This is a genomic window from Pseudomonas sp. TE3-3-F2023 (assembly GCF_036784815.1).
Classification (GTDB): Bacteria; Pseudomonadota; Gammaproteobacteria; order Pseudomonadales; family Pseudomonadaceae; genus Aquipseudomonas; species Aquipseudomonas pudica.
Map to the genome: position 1 here is coordinate 4,870,205 of NZ_CP145113.1, position 18,370 is coordinate 4,888,574.

The following is an 18,370-nucleotide window of genomic DNA, read 5'->3' on the forward strand; positions in this document are numbered from 1 at the left end:
ATGGCAATCAGTTGCTGCGATGCAGCTTGCTCATCAGCTCGGCCTCGGCCTGGGTGAGGCCGCAGCTTTCGGTCAGCTCGGCCACGCTGGCCCCCATGCCCACCAGCTTGGCCGCCTGGGTGAAGGTGACGTTGTGCGGGTCGCGTTGCTCCAGCTGCTGGATCTTGTCTGGCAGCGGAGCAACCGCCACGCGCAGGTCATGCAGCGCCTCGCCCATGCGCACGGTACCGTTCTGGTAGTCGTCCAGGCGCTTGGCCAGGTCCTTGATGCGCTGGTCACGCAGCGCATCACCCGCCGCCTGCTGCGCAGCCAGCTCGCGCTGGCGCTTGCTGTAGTTGAGGAAAAACCACAGGCTCAGCGCCCAGACCAGCGCCAGGAAGATGACAGCAACCTCTAGGATCAACTCAGATATTCTCCAGCTCGGACCATTCTTCCTCGGTCATCATCTTGTCCAGCTCGACCAGGATCAACAGCTCGCCGTTCTTGTTGCAAACACCCTGGATGAACTTGGCCGACTCTTCGTTACCCACGTTCGGCGCGGTCTCGATCTCGGACTGACGCAGGTACACCACCTCGGCCACGCTGTCGACCAGGATCCCGACCACTTGCTTGTCGGCCTCGATGATGACGATACGGGTGTTGTCGGTGACTTCGGTCGGCATCAGGCCAAAGCGCTGGCGGGTGTCGATCACGGTCACCACGTTGCCGCGCAGGTTGATGATGCCCAGCACATAGCTTGGCGCACCCGGCACCGGGGCGATCTCGGTGTAGCGCAACACTTCCTGCACCTGCATCACGTTGATGCCGTAGGACTCATTGTCCAGACGGAAGGTAACCCACTGCAGGATCGGATCTTCGGAACCTTGTGCAGACGACTTTTTCATTCCCCTACCCTCAAAATCCGCCATCGGCGGTGTGTTCGGTGTCATTTCTGTTTGGCGTGCATCTGCTTGACCGCGCCACTGGCGATCAGCTCGGCCAGTGCCGCGACGTCGAGCAGTGCACACATGTGTTCAATCACCGTGCCGGCCAGCCACGGGCGCTGGCCACGCTGGCTGCGCCACTTGATCTCGGACGGGTCCAGACGCAGCGAGCGGCTGACCTGGTGCACGGCCAACCCCCATTCGTAGCCCTGCACGGAAATCACGTATTGCAGGCCTTGGCGAAAATCATCCCGGTAGCGGTCGGGCATCACCCAACGCGCGGTATCCAGCACCTTCAGGTTGCCGGCCTGGCAGGTCAGGATGCCGAGGAACCAGTCGGGCTGGCCGAACAGCGGTGTCAGTTCCTGGCCGGCCAGGGTGTAGATCGAGCCAAGGCACACCAGCGGCACCGCCAGGGTCAGCCCGGCCACATCGAACAGCAGGCATTCGAACGGCTCGGCGGCCCAGGCCGGGCGGCCATCGACCGTGGCCGGGGGCACAGGCACCTGCGGCGCCGGCAGGTGCACATCCACCAGCGGCACTGCCGGTTCCACGGTTTGCTCTTCGACCAGCACCGGGATGCTTGCCTCGGCCACCACTTCGCGCTCGACCACCGTCACCACCGGCGCTTCCACCGGCATCACACGGGGCAGCACCGCCAGCCTGGGCTCGGCGAATGGCCGTGGTGCGGGGCTGACGGTTGCTTCGGCTGGCGCAGGCCTGGCTTGCTGCAAGGCATCACGCGCCTGCTCTTCGCGCACCGCTTCGGCGAACTCGTCCGCCGCCGCTGGCGCCTCGAACAGGTCTTCAGCTTCGGTGGCCTCCTGCAGCAGGCCGTCGAGGTATGACTGCAGGGCCATCTGTGGCCGGGTATTGGTTTGCCGAGTCTGGGTCATCAGGCCACCTGCGCTGCAGTCTTGTAGGTCAGCAGGTGCTTGAGCAGCGCCCGATAGGCAATCAGGCCGCGGCTCTTGCTGTCGAATTGCGAGGGTGTGACGCCCTTGCGGCTGGCATCGCGCAGGCGCGTATCCACCGGGATGTAGCCCTGCCACACATGTTGGTCGTAGGTGTCTCGCAGCAGCTTGAGCGTGGCCAGCGAGGCCTGGGTACGGCGGTCGAACAAGGTCGGCACTATCTGGTACGGCAGCGCCTGTTTGCGCGAACGGTTGACCATGGCCAAGGTACCGACCATGCGCTCCAGGCCCTTGACCGCGAGAAATTCGGTTTGCACCGGGATAACCAGCTGCTGGCTGGCTGCCAGGGCATTGACCATCAGCACGCCGAGCAAGGGTGGGCTGTCGATCAGGGCAAAGTCGAAATCCTGCCACAGCTGCGCCAGACTCTTGGCGATCACCAGGCCCAGGCCGTTCTGCCCCGGTGACTGGCGCTCGAGCACCGCCAGCGCGGTGCTCGACGGCAACAGCGAGATGCGCTCGTCACTGGTGGGCAGCAGCAGTTGCCCGGGCAGGCCCTCGGGTACCGCGCCCTTGTGCAGGAACAGGTCGTAGCAGCTGTGCTCCAGGGCATCGGGGTTGTGCCCGAAATAACTGGTCATCGAGCCGTGCGGGTCGAGGTCGACAACGACCACACGCTTGCCGGCCTCGGCCAGCAGGCCGGCCAGGGCGATGGTAGTGGTGGTCTTGCCGACGCCACCTTTTTGATTGGCTACTGCCCAGACTCTCATCAAGCAAACTCTATCTATTGATTTGGCAGGGACACTGTAGAAAACAACTCTTTAAAAGCCTGCACGATTCCTGTGGGAGCGGGCGAGCCCGCGAACACCGGCGCAGCCGGTGCCATTCACCGCGTCGTCTGCTTCGCGGGCATGCCCGCTCCCACAGGGGACAGCGCCATCTTCAACATCGTGTTCATAGCAACGTCGGGGAATTGACGGATCACTGCCCCGCCACCGTCGCAGGCGTTGCTGGTGCACTTTGTGTGCCAGCCCGACGCAATGCGGCATCCGGCGTGGCATTTGCACTGCCCGTTCCAGTCAGGCTGCGGCGCACATCGAGGTTGCGCGAAATCACCAGCACCACGCGGCGGTTGCGCGCACGGCCTTCGGCAGTGTCGTTGCTGGCCACCGGCTGGTACTCGCCATAGCCGACCGAGGCCATGCGTGCCGGGTTGACCCCTTCCATGGCCAGCAGGCGCACGATGCTCGCCGCCCGCGCCGATGACAGCTCCCAGTTGGTCGGGTACTGCGCGGTGCGGATCGGCAGGTTGTCGGTAAAGCCCTCGACATGCACCGGGTTGGCGAACGGCTTGAGAATGCCGGCCACCTTCTCGATGATGGCAAACGCCTTGTCGCTGGGCATGGCATCGCCACTGCCGAACAACAACGAGGAATTGAGCTCGATCTCGATCCACAGCTCATTGCCGCGCACAGTCATCTGGTCGCTCTTGATCAGGTCGCCAAAGGCATCGCGCACGTCATCGCTGATGGTTTTCAGCGGGTCGGCACTGCTCGCCCCAAGTCCCGCATCGGTCTGCTCGCTGTCCTTCACCAACGGTTCGGCCGGGCGCACGCTCAGCGGCCGCTCTTCACCGATGGGGATCGGCTTCATGCTGCGCTCGGGGTCGTTGAACACCCCGAGCAAGGCCTGGGAAATGACCTTGTACTTGCCCTCGTTGATCGAGGAAATCGAGTACATCACCACGAAAAAGGCGAACAGCAGGGTAATGAAGTCGGCGTACGACACCAGCCAGCGTTCGTGGTTTTCGTGTTCCTCGGTATGACGACGGCGACGCATGGGTTACTCCATGAAGCCTTGCAGCTTCAGCTCGATCGAGCGCGGGTTCTCACCCTCGGCAATCGACAGCAGGCCCTCTAGCAGCATCTCGCGGTAGCGCGACTGGCGCATGACGATGGCCTTGAGCTTGTTGGCGATCGGCAGCAGCACCAGGTTGGCGCTGGCCACCCCGTAGATGGTCGCGACGAAGGCCACGGCAATGCCGTTGCCCAGTTGCGACGGGTCGGCCAGGTTGCCCATCACGTGGATCAGGCCCATCACCGCACCGATGATGCCGATGGTCGGCGCGTAGCCGCCCATGCTCTCGAACACCTTGGCAGCCTGGATATCACGGCTTTCCTGGGTCAGGAAGTCGACTTCGAGAATACTGCGGATAGCCTCCGGCTCCGCGCCATCCACCAGCAACTGCAGGCCCTTGCGCGCATAAGGGTCAGGCTCGCCGTCGGCCACCCCTTCCAGGCCCAGCAGGCCTTCCTTGCGCGCGGTCAGGCTCCAGTTGACGACGCGGTCGATCCCGCCCGCCAGGTCGACCCGTGGCGGAAACAGGATCCAACGCAGAATCTGCAAGGCACGCTTGAACGACGACAGCGGCGACTGCAGCAAGGCAGCCGCCAGCGTGCCGCCCAGTACGATCAGCGCCGCCGGGCCATTGATCAGGGCGCCGACATGGCCGCCTTCGAGAAAGTTGCCACCGACGATGGCGACAAAGGCAAGGATCAGGCCGATCAGGCTGAGCACGTCCATCAGACGCACGCCTCCACCAGGTGCTTGCCGATTTCGTCCAGGCTGTACACCGCGTCAGCCAGGTTGGCCTTGACAATGGCCATGGGCATGCCATAGATCACGCAGCTGGCTTCATCCTGGGCCCACACCGTACTGCCGCCCTGCTTGAGCAGGCGCGCACCTTCACGGCCATCGGCGCCCATGCCGGTAAGCACCACCGACAGTACCTTGTCGCCATACGACTTGGCCGCCGAGCCGAAGGTGATGTCCACGCACGGCTTGTAGTTCAGGCGCTCGTCACCGGGCAGGATCTTCACCGTGCCACGGCCGTCGATCATCATCTGCTTGCCACCTGGGGCCAGCAGGGCCAGGCCCGGGCGCAGCATGTCGCCGTCCTCGGCTTCCTTGACGCTGATGCGGCACAGTTTGTCCAGGCGTTCGGCAAAGGCCTTGGTGAACGCCGCCGGCATGTGCTGGATGAGCACGATCGGCGCCGGGAAGTTGGCCGGCAGCTGGGTCAGCACGCGCTGAAGGGCGACCGGGCCGCCGGTGGAGGTGCCGATGGCCACCAGCTTGTATGGCTTGCGCTTGGGTGCCGGCGAGTGTGCTGGCGCTGCCGCCGGGGCCGCCGCACGCGCAGGCGCAGGCGCAGGCGTACGCGCCGCTGCCGGGCTGGCGAAACCGCTGGCGGGTGCGTGGCTGCTGCCTGCCGGCGCTGGTGCGGCAACCGGCGCGGGGCTGGCGTAGCTGCCAAAACGGCGGTTGCTGCGGGAAATGGTATGCACCTTCTCGCACAGCAGTTGCTTGACCTTGTCGGGGTTGCGCGAGATGTCCTCGAAGTTTTTCGGCAGGTAATCCACCGCACCGGCATCCAGCGCATCGAGGGTGACACGGGCGCCTTCATGGGTCAGCGACGAGAACATCAACACCGGCGTCGGGCAGCGCTGCATGATGTGCCGCACTGCGGTGATGCCATCCATCATGGGCATTTCGTAGTCCATGGTGATGACATCGGGCTTGAGCGCCAGCGCCTGGTCGATTGCTTCCTTGCCGTTGGTCGCGGTACCCACTACCTGGATCGTCGGATCCGCCGAGAGGATTTCCGAGACGCGGCGGCGGAAGAAACCGGAATCATCCACCACCAGGACCTTGACTGCCATAAACACTCCATTAGGTGGCGCAACCCGCCAGGGTGCGCCACCGAAATCAAATACGCCGCGCGGCGTAACGCTTGAGCATGCTCGGGACGTCGAGAATCAACGCAATGCGACCGTCGCCGGTGATGGTGGCCCCGGACATGCCCGGGGTGCCCTGCAGCATCTTGCCCAGCGGCTTGATTACCACTTCTTCCTGGCCAACCAGTTGATCGACGACAAAGCCGATACGCTGGGTACCGACCGACAGGATCACCACGTGGCCCTCATGCTGCTCTTCGTGCACCTGGCCCTGGACAAGCCAGCGCTTGAGGTAGAACAGCGGCAGCGCCTTGTCGCGCACGATCACCACTTCCTGGCCGTCGACCACGTTGGTACGCGACAGGTCGAGGTGGAAGATCTCGTTGACGTTGACCAGCGGGAAGGCGAACGCCTGGTTGCCCAGCATCACCATCAGGGTGGGCATGATCGCCAGGGTCAGCGGCACCTTGATGACGATCTTCGAGCCCTGGCCCTTGGCCGAGAAGATGTTGATCGAGCCGTTGAGCTGGGAGATCTTGGTCTTCACCACGTCCATGCCCACACCGCGGCCAGACACATCGGAAATCTCGGTCTTGGTCGAGAAGCCCGGGGCGAAGATCAGGTTGTAGCAGTCCGACTCGCTCAGGCGATCGGCGGCGTCCTTGTCCATCAGGCCCTTTTCCACGGCCTTGGCACGCAGGATGTTGGGGTCCATGCCCTTGCCGTCGTCAGAGATCGACAGCAGGATGTGATCGCCTTCCTGCTCGGCCGACAGCACCACCCGGCCGGTGCGCGCCTTGCCGGCGGCTTCACGCTCTTCGGGCATTTCCACGCCATGGTCGACGGCGTTGCGCACCAGGTGCACCAACGGGTCGGCCAGGGCCTCGACCAGGTTCTTGTCGAGGTCGGTCTCTTCGCCGACCAGCTCCAGGTTGATCTCCTTCTTGAGCTGGCGGGCCAGGTCGCGCACCAGGCGCGGGAAGCGGCCGAAGACTTTCTTGATCGGCTGCATGCGGGTTTTCATCACCGCGGTCTGCAGGTCGGCGGTGACCACGTCGAGGTTGGACACCGCCTTGGACATGGCCTCGTCACCGCTGTTCAGCCCCAGGCGCACCAGGCGGTTACGCACCAGCACCAGTTCGCCGACCATGTTCATGATCTCGTCCAGGCGCGCGGTATCGACCCGCACGGTGGTTTCCGCTTCACTGGCACCATGCTTGTCGGCGGCCGGGGCCGGGGCGCGAGGTGCTGCGGCAGGTTTGCTGGCAGGCGCCGGTGCCGGCGCAGCTGCTGCTGGCTTGGCCACGGGCTGGCTGTCGGCCTTGGCCACGACCGGCGCTTGCGCCTTGGCTGCAGCCGGGGCTTCGACGGCGGCAACGTCGCCACCGAACTTGCCCTTGCCGTGCAACTGGTCCAGCAGCGCCTCGAACTCGTGCTCGCTGATTTCATCGCTGGCTGCACTGGTGTCAGTTGCAGCAGGCGCCGACGCCTTGGCACCAGGCAAGGCATCGGCCTGGAAGGTACCCTTGCCATGCAACTGGTCCAGCAGCGATTCGAACTCGGCGTCGGTAATTTCGTCGCTGGCCGCTTCCGGCGCGCTGGCAACCGGCTGCGCGGCAACCTCGGCGCTGAACTGGCCTTTGCCGTGCAACTGGTCGAGCAGCGACTCGAACTCGGCGTCGCTGATTTCGTCACCTGCGCCGCTGACGGTCTCGCCCTGCATCTGCTCGTCGGCCGCAGCTTGTGCCTTGACCGCATCGAGCGAATCGAGCAGTTGTTCGAACTCGCTGTCGGTGATGTCCTGCTCTTCCACCGGCGCTTCGGCAACCGGCTCCGGTGCCGCAGCGGCAGGCGCCTCGACGGCTTCTGCGCCGCCCGGCTCGGCCAGGCGCGACAGCGCGGCCAGCAGCTCGGGGGTAGCCGGGGTCACTTCGGCGCGCTCGCGCACCTGGCCAAACATGCTGTTGACCGTGTCCAGTGCCTCGAGCACCACATCCATCAGTTCCGCGTCGACCCGGCGCTCACCTTTGCGCAGGACGTCGAACACGTTCTCGGCGATATGGCAGCACTCCACCAGCTCGTTCAGCTGAAGGAAGCCGGCGCCCCCTTTTACAGTGTGGAAACCGCGAAAGATCGCATTGAGCAGGTCGGCATCGTCGGGCCGGCTTTCCAGCTCGACCAGTTGCTCGGACAGTTGCTCAAGAATTTCGCCGGCTTCTACCAGGAAATCCTGGAGGATTTCTTCATCGGCGCCGAAGCTCATCAAACGTGCTCCTTAAAAACCCAGGCTGGACAGCAGATCATCGACATCGTCCTGACCGGACACGACATCTTCACGCTTATCGGCATGAATCTGCGGACCTTCACCCCGAGTCGGATGTTTTTCTCGATCTTTTTCTGCGCGCAGTTGATCGTGGTCATGCTGGATGCCCGCAAAGCGGTCGACCTGGCTGGCCATCAACACCAGTTTGAGCAGGTTGCTTTCCACCTCGGTGACCAGGGTGGTGACGCGCTTGATCACCTGGCCGGTCAGGTCCTGATAGTCCTGGGCCAGCAGAATGTCGTTGAGGTGGCCGGCGACCTTGCGGTTACCTTCGGCGCTGAGCGTCAGGAAACTGTCGACGCGCTTGACCAGGTCTCGGAACTCCGGCGCAGCCACTTCGCGGCGCATGAAACGCTGCCAGTCGGTGCTCAGGGCCTCGGCCTCGCTGGCCAGGTCGTTGAGCACCGGGGTGCTTTCCTCGACCAGGTCCATGGTGCGGTTGGCCGCGCCCTCGGTGAGCCTGACCACGTAAGACAGGCGCTCGGTGGCGTCGGTTATCTGCGACACCTCCTCGGCCTGCGGCATGGTCGGGTCGATCTGGAAACTGACTATGGCACTGTGCAGCTCGCGGGTCAGCTTGCCGACTTCCTGGTACAGGCCGCGGTCACGGGTCTGGTTCAGCTCGTGAATCAGCTGCACCGCCTCGCCGAAACGGCCACGCTCCAGGCTTTCGACCAGCTCCTGGGCATGCTTCTTCAGGGTCGATTCGAACTCGCCCAAAGACGTTTGTGATGAATCCATGGCGCGCCCCCTGACGTGACTCAGCCGTTGACGCGTTCGAAGATCTTCTCGATCTTTTCTTTGAGCACCTGGGCGGTGAACGGCTTCACAACGTAGCCATTGACGCCGGCCTGGGCCGCTTCGATGATCTGGTCGCGCTTGGCTTCGGCGGTCACCATCAGCACCGGCATGGTTTTCAGGCGATCGTGGGCACGCACCTTGCGCAGCAGGTCGATACCGGACATGCCGGGCATGTTCCAGTCGGTCACCAGGAAGTCATAGTGGCCGTTCTCCAGCATCGGCAGCGCCGTGGTGCCGTCATCGGCTTCTTCGGTGTTGGTGAAGCCCAGGTCACGCAACAGGTTCTTGATGATCCGCCGCATCGTCGAAAAGTCGTCAACGATGAGGATTTTCATGTCTTTGTTCAAGTAGACCTCCAAGCAGTCTCAAACGCGCTCGGCCCCGAGCGCGCATTCACAATTCGGTACAACGTAGAAAACGACTGCAACGACAGCGGGCTCAACGCGCCCGCCATTCCCCCAGGCGGCTGCGCAGGCGCGCGGCACACTGGCTGTGCAACTGGCTGACCCGCGACTCGCTGACCCCCAGCACCTCACCAATTTCCTTGAGGTTCAGCTCTTCGTCGTAGTACAGCGCCAGCACCAGGCGCTCACGCTCCGGCAGGTTGGCGATGGCCTCGGTCAGGGCAGCCTGGAAGCGCTCGTCCTCCAGGCCACGCGCAGGTTCCACCTGGCCACTGGCGCCATCCTCATGCAGCCCTTCGTGCTCGCCGTCCTGCAGCAGGTCGTCGAAGCTGAACAGGCGGCTGCCCAGGGTATCGTTCAAGATCCCGTAGTAATCATCGAGACTCAATTGGAGTTCGGCAGCAACTTCATGATCTTTAGCGTCACGACCGGTTCGGGCTTCAACCGCACGCATCGCGTCGCTGACCATGCGGGTGTTGCGGTGCACCGAACGCGGTGCCCAATCGCCCTTGCGCACTTCATCGAGCATGGCCCCGCGAATGCGAATGCCGGCGTAGGTTTCGAAGCTGGCGCCCTTGCTGGCGTCGTACTTGTTGGCCACTTCCAGCAGGCCGATCATGCCGGCCTGGATCAGGTCCTCGACCTGCACATTGGCTGGCAGCCGCGCCAGCAGGTGGTAGGCGATGCGCTTGACCAGCGGGGCGTAGCGCTCGATCAGCTCGTACTGGGCGTCTTTCGACGCCCGGCTGTACATCTTGAAACCGCTGGCGTTCATAGCACAGGTCCCGCGCTGGTGGGCTGCACCAGGCGCTCGACAAAGAACTCCAGATGGCCGCGCGGGTTGGCCGGCAGCGGCCAGCTGTCGACCTTCTGGGCAATCGCCTTGAAGGCCAGCGCGCATTTGGAGCGTGGGAAGGCTTCGTATACGGCGCGCTGCTTCTGCACGGCCTTGCGCACGCACTCGTCATACGGCACGGCGCCCACGTACTGCAGGGCAACGTCGAGGAAGCGGTCGGTGACCTTGGTCAGTTTGGCGAACAGGTTGCGGCCCTCCTGCGGACTCTGCGCCATGTTGGCCAGCACCCGGAAACGGTTCATGCCGTAGTCGCGGTTGAGCAGCTTGATCAGGGCGTAGGCATCGGTGATCGAGGTGGGTTCGTCGCATACCACCAGCAGCACTTCCTGGGCGGCGCGGACGAAGCTGACCACCGAATCACCGATACCGGCAGCAGTGTCGATCACCAGCACGTCGAGGTTGTCGCCGACTTCGCTGAACGCCTGGATCAGCCCGGCATGCTGGGCCGGGGCCAGGTGCACCATGCTCTGCGTGCCCGAGGCAGCCGGCACGATGCGCACGCCACCGGGGCCCTGCAACATCACATCGCGCAGCTCGCAGCGCCCTTCGATGACATCGGCCAGGGTCCGCTTGGGGGTAAGGCCCAGCAACACATCGACATTGGCCAGGCCCAGGTCGGCGTCGAGCAGCATGACCCTGCGGCCAAGCTCGGCCAGCGCCAGGGACAGGTTCACTGAAACGTTAGTCTTGCCGACGCCACCTTTGCCACCGGTCACGGCGATCACCTGTACGGGATGCATGCTACCCATGTCTGTTCTTTACCTTGTCTCGCTGGGACTCAGGCCACACGTAGGGCAATTCTGCGTACCCTTTGGCATAGCTACCTTGCACACGCTTCATCATCAACCCGCTCGCCGTGGGTTGTGATAGAGATCAGCGAACATGTCGGCCATGGCCTCTTCGCTGGGCTCGTCCTGTTGCTGCACATTGACCGCGCGGGAGACCAACTGGTGCCCTCGAGGCAGGTGCACGTCGTCAGGAATGCGCGGCCCATCTGTCAGGTAGGCCACCGGCAGTTCATGACTGATGGCAAGGCTCAGCACGTCGCCAAGGCTCGCCGTTTCATCGAGTTTGGTCAGGATGCAACCGGCCAGGCCGCAGCGCTTGTAGCTGTGGTAGGCGGCAGTCAGCACCTGCTTCTGGCTGGTAGTGGCCAGCACCAGGTAGTTCTTCGCGGCGATGCCACGCCCGGCCAGGGTGTCCAGCTGCATGCGCAGGGCCGGGTCGCTGGCCTGCAGGCCGGCGGTATCGATCAGCACCACGCGCTTGCGCAGCAGCGGCTCCAGCGCCGCAGCCAGCGACTGGCCCGGGTCGACGTAGGTCACCGGTACGTTGAGGATGCGACCCAGAGTCTTGAGCTGCTCCTGGGCACCGATGCGGAAACTGTCCATGCTCACCAGCGCCAGGTTCTGCGCGCCGTACTTGAGCACGTAGCGGGCCGCCAGCTTGGCCAGGGTGGTGGTCTTGCCCATGCCGGCCGGGCCGACCATGGCGATCACACCGCCCTCTTCGATCGGCTCGACTTCGGGGATTTCGATCATCCGCGCAAGGTGCGCCAGCAGCATGCGCCAGGCCTGGCGTGGCTCGTCGATCTCGGCAGTCAGGTCCAGCAGCTCACGGGCGATCGGCCCGGACAGGCCGATGCGCTGCAGCCTGCGCCAGACAGTGGCCTGCTGCGGCTTGCTGCCCTGCAACTGGTTCCAGGCCAGCGAGCCGAGCTGCACTTCCAGCAGCTCGCGCAGGCCTGACAGCTCGGAGCGCATGGCATCGAACAGGCGCGGGTCGACCGGTGCCGGCGCCGGGGCTGCAGCTGCGGCCTCGGGCGCATCGACGTGCGGTTCGATCAACGGCTCGGCGGCGGTCAGCGACTGCCCGGCGAACAACTGGCGGTTGTTGTCGCTGCTGTCCTGGCGGTGACCCAGCTCGGCCTGGGCGGTGGCGATGCGCGTATGGGTCTTGCGCAGCTCTTCTTCCAGTTCGGCGTTGGGCACACGCGGGGCCAGGGCGGACAGCTTGTAGTCCAGCGCGGCCGTCAGCTCGACACCGCCGGCGATGCGACGGTTGCCGATGATCGCGGCATCGGCGCCCAGCTCGTCACGGACCAGCTTCATGGCCTGACGCATATCGGCGGCGAAAAATCGCTTAACTTGCATTATCCCCTACCTCAGCCATTAGGGCCCACGGTGGCAACGATGGTGACTTGCTTGTTGTCCGGTATTTCCTGATACGCCAGAACATGCAAATTCGGTACAGCCAGGCGACCGAAACGCGACAGCATGGCGCGGATCGGGCCGGCGACCAGGAGAATGGCCGGCTGGCCCTGCATTTCCTGGCGCTGGGCCGCCTCGATCAGCGAACGCTGCAGCTTCTCGGCCATGCTCGGCTCCAGAAGAACACCGTCTTCCTGACCTTGCCCGGCCCTTTGCAGACTATTGAGCAAAATCTGTTCCAACCTTGGCTCCAGGGTAATCACTGGCAGCTCCGACTCAACGCCGACAATGCTTTGCACGATGGCGCGACACAATCCGACGCGCACCGCCGCCACCAGTGCGGCGGTATCTTGACTCTTGCCGGCGTTGTTCGCGATCGCCTCGGCGATACTGCGAATATCGCGCACAGGCACCTGTTCCGACAACAACGCTTGCAGCACCTTGAGCAGGCCCGACAAGGAAATGACACCCGGCACCAGCTCCTCTGCAAGTTTAGGCGATGCCTTGGCCAACACCTGCAGCAGTTGCTGGACCTCTTCATGACCGATCAGCTCGTGGCAGTGCTTCTGCAGGATCTGGTTCAGGTGGGTGGCCACCACGGTGCTGGCGTCAACCACGGTGTAGCCCAGCGACTGCGCCTGGGAGCGCTGGCCGACATCGATCCACACGGCTTCAAGGCCGAACGCCGGATCGCGCGCGGCAATGCCGTTGAGGGTACCGAACACCTGCCCGGGGTTGATTGCCAGTTCGCGGTCGGGGTAGATCTCGGCCTCGGCCAGGATCACCCCCATCAGGGTCAGGCGATAAGCGCTGGGCTGCAGGTCGAGGTTGTCGCGGATGTGCACCGTGGGCATGAGGAAGCCCAGGTCTTGCGACAGCTTCTTGCGCACGCCCTTGATCCGCGCAAGCAATTGGCCACCCTGGTTGCGATCGACCAGGGGGATCAGCCGGTAGCCGACCTCCAGGCCAATCATGTCGATCGGCGTGACGTCGTCCCAGCCCAGCTCCTTGGTTTCCAGCGCGCGCTGTGGCGAGGGCAGCAGGTCCTGCTGGCGCTGCGCCTCTTGCAGCGCCTGCGCCTTGGCCTTCTGCTGCTTCTTCCACACCAGGTAGGCGCCGCCACCGGCCAGCAGGCCGAGGCTGAGGAAGGCCACGTGCGGCATGCCCGGCACCAGGCCCATGACGATCATCAGTGCGGCGGACACCGCCAGGGCCTTGGGCGAATCGAACATCTGCCGGTTGATCAGCTTGCCCATGTCCTCGGAGCCCGAGGCCCGGGTGACCATGATCGCGGCAGCGGTGGACAGCAACAGTGATGGCAATTGCGCCACCAAACCGTCACCGATGGTCAGCAAGGCGTACACCTTGCCGGCATCGCCAAAGCTCATGCCGTGCTGCAGCATGCCGATCAGCATGCCGCCGATCAGGTTGATGAACAGGATCAGCAGGCCGGCGATGGCGTCACCGCGGACGAACTTGCTGGCACCGTCCATCGAACCGTAGAACTCAGCTTCCTGCGCTACTTCGGCACGACGGTGCTTGGCCTGGGCCTGGTCGATCAGGCCGGCGTTGAGGTCAGCGTCGATGGCCATCTGCTTGCCGGGCATGGCGTCGAGGGTGAAACGCGCGCTCACTTCCGAGATACGCCCGGCGCCCTTGGTCACCACCACGAAGTTGATGATCATGAGGATGGCGAACACCACGGCACCGACCACGTAGTTACCGCCGATCACCACCTCACCGAAGGCCTGGATCACCTTGCCGGCAGCGCCGTGGCCCTCCTGGCCATGCAGCATCACCACCCGGGTGGAAGCCACGTTAAGGGCCAGGCGCAACAGCGTGGCCACCAGCAGGATGGTAGGGAACGCGGCAAAGTCGAGCGGGCGCAAGGCGTAGACGCAGACCAGCAGGACCACGATCGACAGGGCGATGTTGAAAGTGAAGAACACGTCGAGCAGGAACGGCGGTATCGGCAACATCATCATTGCCAACATCACCAGCAGCAACAGCGGCACACCCAGGTTGCCCCGACCGAGCCCGGCCAGGTTGTTACGGGCGTTGCTGATTAACTGAGTGCGATCCACCGCGAGTCCTCTTGATGCAAAACTTTGACGCACAGGGAGCGCCTGGCGCTGGCTTTGCAAGAAGCCTTCCAACTTTGCTCGACGGGGGATTTATGTTGCCTGTTCCGGCCTCTTCGCGGGCACGCCCGCTCCCACAGGTACGGCGTCGCCCTCGAGGAGCATGAGGCCCCTGTGGGAGCGGGCGTGCCCGCGAAAGGGCCAGAAGCCCTGACACAAGGTCAACTGTCGCGGCGAAGGTCCGGCGGGATCGGCAGGTCGTCCTTCAGCGGCTCTGGCCGCTTGCCCTTCCCAGCCCGGTACTGGCGGATCTGGAACACATAGGCCAGCACCTGTGCTACCGCCAGGTAAAGCCCGGCAGGGATTTCCTGCTCGAGTTCGGTGGAGTAGTAGATCGCCCGCGCCAACGCCGGCGATTCGAGGATCTGGACCTTGTGCTCCACACCGATCTCGCGAATCTTCAAGGCAATGAAATCCGTGCCCTTGGCCAGCAGCAACGGCGCCGCCCCGCCCTTCTCCGGGTCGTATTGCAAGGCCACCGCATAATGCGTCGGGTTGGTAATGATTACATCGGCTTCGGGCACAGCCGCCATCATGCGCCGCTGCGAGGCCTCACGCTGCAGCTGGCGGATTCGCTGCTTGACCTCGGGCTTGCCTTCACTGTCCTTGTACTCGTCCTTGATTTCCTGCTTGGTCATCTTCAGTTTGTTGTGCGCCTGCCACAGCTGGAACGGCACATCCGCCGCCGCAATCAACAGCAGCCCGGCCGACATCCACAACGCACTCCAGCCCACCACCTGCAAGCTATGGATGATCGCCTGCTCCAACGGCTCATTGGCAATGGCAAGCAGCGCCTGGCGGTCATTGACCAGCACCACCACCGCCACGACCAGAATCACGAAAAACTTGGCGAGTGCTTTCACGAGCTCCGTCAGCGCGTTCATCGAGAACATCCGCTTGATCCCCGACAAGGGATTCATGCGGCTGAATTTAGGCTGCAGCAGGCTGCCGGAAAACAGGAAACCGCCCAGGGCAATCGGCGCGACGAAGGAAATCACGAACAACAGGATCAATATCGGCTGCACCGCCCAGATGGCCATCTTGCCCGAGGCCAGCAGGAGTGCCCCCATGGCCCGCTCATCGACGACGAAGTCGCGAGTCAGGCTGAAGTTCATGCGCATGATCGCCAACAGCGTCTCGGCCAGGTGGCCACCGAACGCCAGCAGGCCACCGGCACCGGCCAAGGTCACCGCTACCGTGTTCAGCTCCTTGGAACGCGCGACCTCGCCTTTTTCGCGGGCATCGCGTTTGCGCTTGTCGGTGGGTTCTTCTGTCTTGTCCTGACCGCTTTCGCTTTCCGCCATGCTCAGCGCGCCCTCGCCAGTTCACGCAGCCATTGCAGCGCTTCGCTGGCCAATGCCTGGTAATGGGAAAGTATGTCGGCCAGGCCGACCCAGAAAATGAACATGCCCATGACCAGGGTAAGCGGAAAACCGATGGAGAAAATGTTCAACTGCGGCGCGGCACGCGTCATCACGCCAAAGGCGATGTTCACCACCAGCAGCGCGGCGATAGCCGGCAGGATCAGCAGCAGGCCGGCGCCGAACACCCAGCCCAGGCGTCCCGCCATCTCCCAGAACTGATTGACTACCAGCGCATTGCCCACCGGCAAGGTGGTGAAGCTTTCGGTCAGCACCTCGAACGCCACCAGATGACCGTTCATCAGCAGGAACAGCACGCTCACCAGCATGGTCATGAACTGGCTGATCACCGCAACGTTGACGCCGTTGGCCGGGTCGACCATCGACGCGAAGGCCATGCCCATCTGCACCGCGACGATCTGGCCAGCGATCACGAAAGCCTGGAACAACAACTGCAACGACAACCCGAACAAGGCGCCGACGATGACCTGTTCGGCACACAGCAGCAGGCCGCGCAGGCTCAACGGGTCGAACTCGGGCAGGGGCGGCAGGGCCGGGACGATCACCACGGTGATGGCCACCGCCACGTACAGGCGCACCCGCGCAGGCAGCATGCGGGTACCGAAGATGGGCATGGTCATCAGCACCGCCGTCACCCGGAACAACGGCAGGATGAAGGTGGCGACCCAGGTGCCGATCTGCGTGTCGGTCAGCTCCAGCATCGGCACGTCAACCGATCAGCTGCGGGATGCTGGTGTAGAGGCTGGTGAAGTACTCCATGAACTTCTGCACCAGCCACGGCCCGGCGACGATCAGCGTGATCAGCATCACCAGCAGGCGCGGCAGAAAGCTCAGGGTCTGTTCGTTGATCTGCGTGGCGGCCTGGAACATCGCCACCACCAGGCCCACCAGCAGGCTGGGCACTACCAGTATGGCGACCATCAGGGTGGTCAGCCACAGGGCATCACGGAACAGGTCGACTGCGACTTCAGGTGTCATCGGCGGCTCTCCTTGACGGCGTCAGACGCCGCCGAAACTGCTGGCCAGGGTACCCATGATCAGGGCCCAGCCATCGACCAGCACGAACAGCATGATCTTGAACGGCAGCGAAATGATCAGCGGCGACAGCATCATCATGCCCATTGCCATCAGCACACTGGCCACCACCATGTCGATGATCAGGAACGGGATGAAGATCATGAAACCGATCTGGAACGCGGTCTTCAGCTCGGAGGTGACGAACGCCGGCACCAGGATCGTCAGCGGCACCTGGTCCGGGCCGGCGATGTCGGTACGCTTGGACAGGCGCATGAACAAGTCGAGGTCGCTTTGCCGGGTTTGTGCCAGCATGAAGTCCTTGAGCGGCCCCTGGGCCTTGTCGATGGCCTGCTGGGCGGTCATCTGCTCTTTCAGGTACGGCTGCAGCGCGTCCTGGTTCACCCGGTCGAACACCGGCGCCATGATGAACATGGTCAGGAACAGCGCCATGCCGGTCAGCAGCTGGTTCGACGGCGTCTGCTGCAGGCCCAGGGCCTGCCGCAGGATCGAGAACACGATGATGATACGGGTGAAGCTGGTCATCAGGATGACGAACGCCGGGATGAAGCTGAGCGCCGTCATGATCAGCAGGATCTGCAGGCTGACCGAATACTCCTGCTGCCCGTCCGCGGTATTGGACAGGGTAATGGCCGGGATCGACAGCGGGTCGGCCCCCAGGGCCAGCGGCGCAGCCAGCAGCAGCGCCAGAGTCAACAACACACGCAGCGCGCCACTCATCACTTCTTGTCCTTAGGGTCCTTGCCCATCAGCTCCATCAGCCGCTGGGCAAACTCCGGCGTCGCCTGGCGGGCGTTTTCCGGCACTTCCACGGGTTCGGCCAGCACATGCAGGGTCTCGATGCTGCCGGGGGTATGGCCGATCAGGATCTGCTCCTTGCCCACCTGCACCAGCAGCAGGCGGTCACGCGGGCCAATGGCCCGGCTGCCGACGATCTCGATCACCTGCCCGCCCTTCACCGCCGTGCTTTGCATGCGCCGCAGCAACCAGGCCAGGAAGAAGATCAGGCCGACCACCAACAGCAGGCCGAAGACCATCTGCGCCAGCTGCCCACCGAGGCTGCCAGGCGCGGTTGCCGGGGTTGCCGCCGGTGTGGCCGCGGCCAGGCAGGCCTGGCTGGCGAGCAGCGCGGCGACCGCCGCGATGGCGCGCATCGTGCCCTTCACTCAGCGCAGCTTCTTGATACGTTCGCTGGGACTGATCACGTCGGTCAGGCGGATGCCGAACTTCTCGTTGACCACCACCACTTCGCCATGGGCGATCAGCGTGCCGTTGACCAGCACGTCGAGCGGCTCGCCGGCCAGGCGGTCGAGTTCGATCACCGAGCCCTGGTTGAGCTGCAGCAGGTTGCGGATGTTGATCTCGGTGCTGCCCACTTCCATGGAAATGTTCACCGGGATATCCAGGATCACGTCCAGGTTAGGGCCTTCGAGGCTGACGTTTTCGCTCGGCTTCGGCGAGCTGGCGAATTCCTCCATCGGCAGGCGGCCCGCGCCGCCAGTGCTGCTACCGGTGTCGCCACCCAGGAGTGCATCGATATCTGCCTGGCCGGCAGCACCGGTTTCTTCCAGTGCCGCAGCCCATTCATCGGCCAGCGCCTGGTCCTCTGCAGAGGTGATCTCGTTTTCGTTAGCCATGGTTTCC

General features: G+C 63.8%; 20 protein-coding genes. All 20 read right to left on the reverse strand.

Going from position 1 to position 18,370, the window contains the following annotated elements; translation table 11 throughout:
* Positions 1 to 7 precede the first annotated feature (7 nt).
* The 20 genes from V3314_RS22395 to fliN all read right to left on the reverse strand — a co-directional run bounded on the left by V3314_RS22395 (position 8) and on the right by fliN (position 18,363).
* Entirely contained in the window at positions 8 to 403 is a 396-nt protein-coding gene (locus V3314_RS22395) for a DUF2802 domain-containing protein (protein WP_023663283.1), read from the reverse strand.
* Position 404: 1 nt separating this feature from the next.
* Positions 405 to 884 (reverse strand): chemotaxis protein CheW, encoded by a 480-nt coding sequence (locus tag V3314_RS22400; RefSeq protein WP_003254393.1) that lies wholly within the window; start codon positions 882 to 884, stop codon positions 405 to 407.
* A 41-nt stretch (positions 885 to 925) separates the two neighbouring features.
* Positions 926 to 1,819 (reverse strand): CheW domain-containing protein, encoded by an 894-nt coding sequence (locus tag V3314_RS22405; RefSeq protein ID WP_046614570.1) that lies wholly within the window; start codon positions 1,817 to 1,819, stop codon positions 926 to 928.
* Entirely contained in the window at positions 1,819 to 2,607 is a 789-nt protein-coding gene (locus V3314_RS22410; RefSeq protein WP_025340066.1) for a ParA family protein, read from the reverse strand. Before V3314_RS22410 ends, V3314_RS22405 begins: the two co-directional genes overlap by 1 nt.
* 211 nt (positions 2,608 to 2,818) lie before the next feature.
* Positions 2,819 to 3,676: a flagellar motor protein MotD gene (gene motD / locus V3314_RS22415; protein ID WP_338459659.1), complete on the reverse strand. Its 858-nt coding sequence runs from the start codon at positions 3,674 to 3,676 to the stop codon at positions 2,819 to 2,821.
* Positions 3,677 to 3,679: 3 nt separating this feature from the next.
* The gene (locus V3314_RS22420; RefSeq protein ID WP_046614572.1) at positions 3,680 to 4,420 is read right to left on the reverse strand and encodes a flagellar motor protein; all 741 of its coding nucleotides are present in this window, start codon (positions 4,418 to 4,420) and stop codon (positions 3,680 to 3,682) included.
* On the reverse strand, positions 4,420 to 5,559 hold the full coding sequence (locus V3314_RS22425; RefSeq protein WP_338459660.1) for a chemotaxis response regulator protein-glutamate methylesterase: 1,140 nt from the start codon (positions 5,557 to 5,559) through the stop codon (positions 4,420 to 4,422). The genes V3314_RS22420 and V3314_RS22425 overlap by 1 nt, the downstream gene beginning before the upstream one ends.
* 46 nt (positions 5,560 to 5,605) lie before the next feature.
* Positions 5,606 to 7,837, reverse strand: a complete 2,232-nt coding sequence (locus V3314_RS22430) for a chemotaxis protein CheA (RefSeq protein WP_338459661.1) — start codon at positions 7,835 to 7,837, stop codon at positions 5,606 to 5,608.
* 12 nt (positions 7,838 to 7,849) lie between these two features.
* Complete coding sequence (locus V3314_RS22435; protein WP_046614575.1) at positions 7,850 to 8,638, reverse strand: protein phosphatase CheZ; 789 nt, start codon at positions 8,636 to 8,638, stop codon at positions 7,850 to 7,852.
* A gap of 20 nt (positions 8,639 to 8,658) precedes the next feature.
* Entirely contained in the window at positions 8,659 to 9,033 is a 375-nt protein-coding gene (locus V3314_RS22440; protein ID WP_161551427.1) for a chemotaxis response regulator CheY, read from the reverse strand.
* Between the two features lie 103 nt (positions 9,034 to 9,136).
* The gene (fliA, locus tag V3314_RS22445) at positions 9,137 to 9,877 is read right to left on the reverse strand and encodes an RNA polymerase sigma factor FliA (protein ID WP_046614576.1); all 741 of its coding nucleotides are present in this window, start codon (positions 9,875 to 9,877) and stop codon (positions 9,137 to 9,139) included.
* Positions 9,874 to 10,707 (reverse strand): flagellar synthesis regulator FleN, encoded by an 834-nt coding sequence (fleN, locus tag V3314_RS22450; protein ID WP_039612698.1) that lies wholly within the window; start codon positions 10,705 to 10,707, stop codon positions 9,874 to 9,876. Before fleN ends, fliA begins: the two co-directional genes overlap by 4 nt.
* Positions 10,708 to 10,800: 93 nt before the next feature.
* Positions 10,801 to 12,111, reverse strand: a complete 1,311-nt coding sequence (flhF, locus tag V3314_RS22455; protein ID WP_046614577.1) for a flagellar biosynthesis protein FlhF — start codon at positions 12,109 to 12,111, stop codon at positions 10,801 to 10,803.
* Between the two features lie 11 nt (positions 12,112 to 12,122).
* Positions 12,123 to 14,252, reverse strand: coding sequence for a flagellar biosynthesis protein FlhA (flhA, locus tag V3314_RS22460; protein WP_025340073.1), 2,130 nt, complete (start codon positions 14,250 to 14,252; stop codon positions 12,123 to 12,125).
* A gap of 218 nt (positions 14,253 to 14,470) precedes the next feature.
* On the reverse strand, positions 14,471 to 15,613 hold the full coding sequence (gene flhB / locus V3314_RS22465) for a flagellar biosynthesis protein FlhB (protein WP_046614578.1): 1,143 nt from the start codon (positions 15,611 to 15,613) through the stop codon (positions 14,471 to 14,473).
* 2 nt (positions 15,614 to 15,615) lie between these two features.
* Entirely contained in the window at positions 15,616 to 16,392 is a 777-nt protein-coding gene (gene fliR, locus V3314_RS22470) for a flagellar biosynthetic protein FliR (protein ID WP_046614579.1), read from the reverse strand.
* Positions 16,393 to 16,399: 7 nt separating this feature from the next.
* The gene (gene fliQ / locus V3314_RS22475) at positions 16,400 to 16,669 is read right to left on the reverse strand and encodes a flagellar biosynthesis protein FliQ (RefSeq protein WP_046614580.1); all 270 of its coding nucleotides are present in this window, start codon (positions 16,667 to 16,669) and stop codon (positions 16,400 to 16,402) included.
* Positions 16,670 to 16,690: 21 nt separating this feature from the next.
* Entirely contained in the window at positions 16,691 to 17,446 is a 756-nt protein-coding gene (gene fliP / locus V3314_RS22480) for a flagellar type III secretion system pore protein FliP (RefSeq protein ID WP_003257293.1), read from the reverse strand.
* A complete protein-coding gene (gene fliO / locus V3314_RS22485; RefSeq protein WP_046614700.1) occupies positions 17,446 to 17,880 on the reverse strand; it encodes a flagellar biosynthetic protein FliO in 435 nt (144 codons plus the stop codon). The genes fliP and fliO overlap by 1 nt, the downstream gene beginning before the upstream one ends.
* Before the next feature lie 12 nt (positions 17,881 to 17,892).
* Entirely contained in the window at positions 17,893 to 18,363 is a 471-nt protein-coding gene (gene fliN, locus V3314_RS22490; RefSeq protein ID WP_046614701.1) for a flagellar motor switch protein FliN, read from the reverse strand.
* Positions 18,364 to 18,370: the final 7 nt, after the last annotated feature.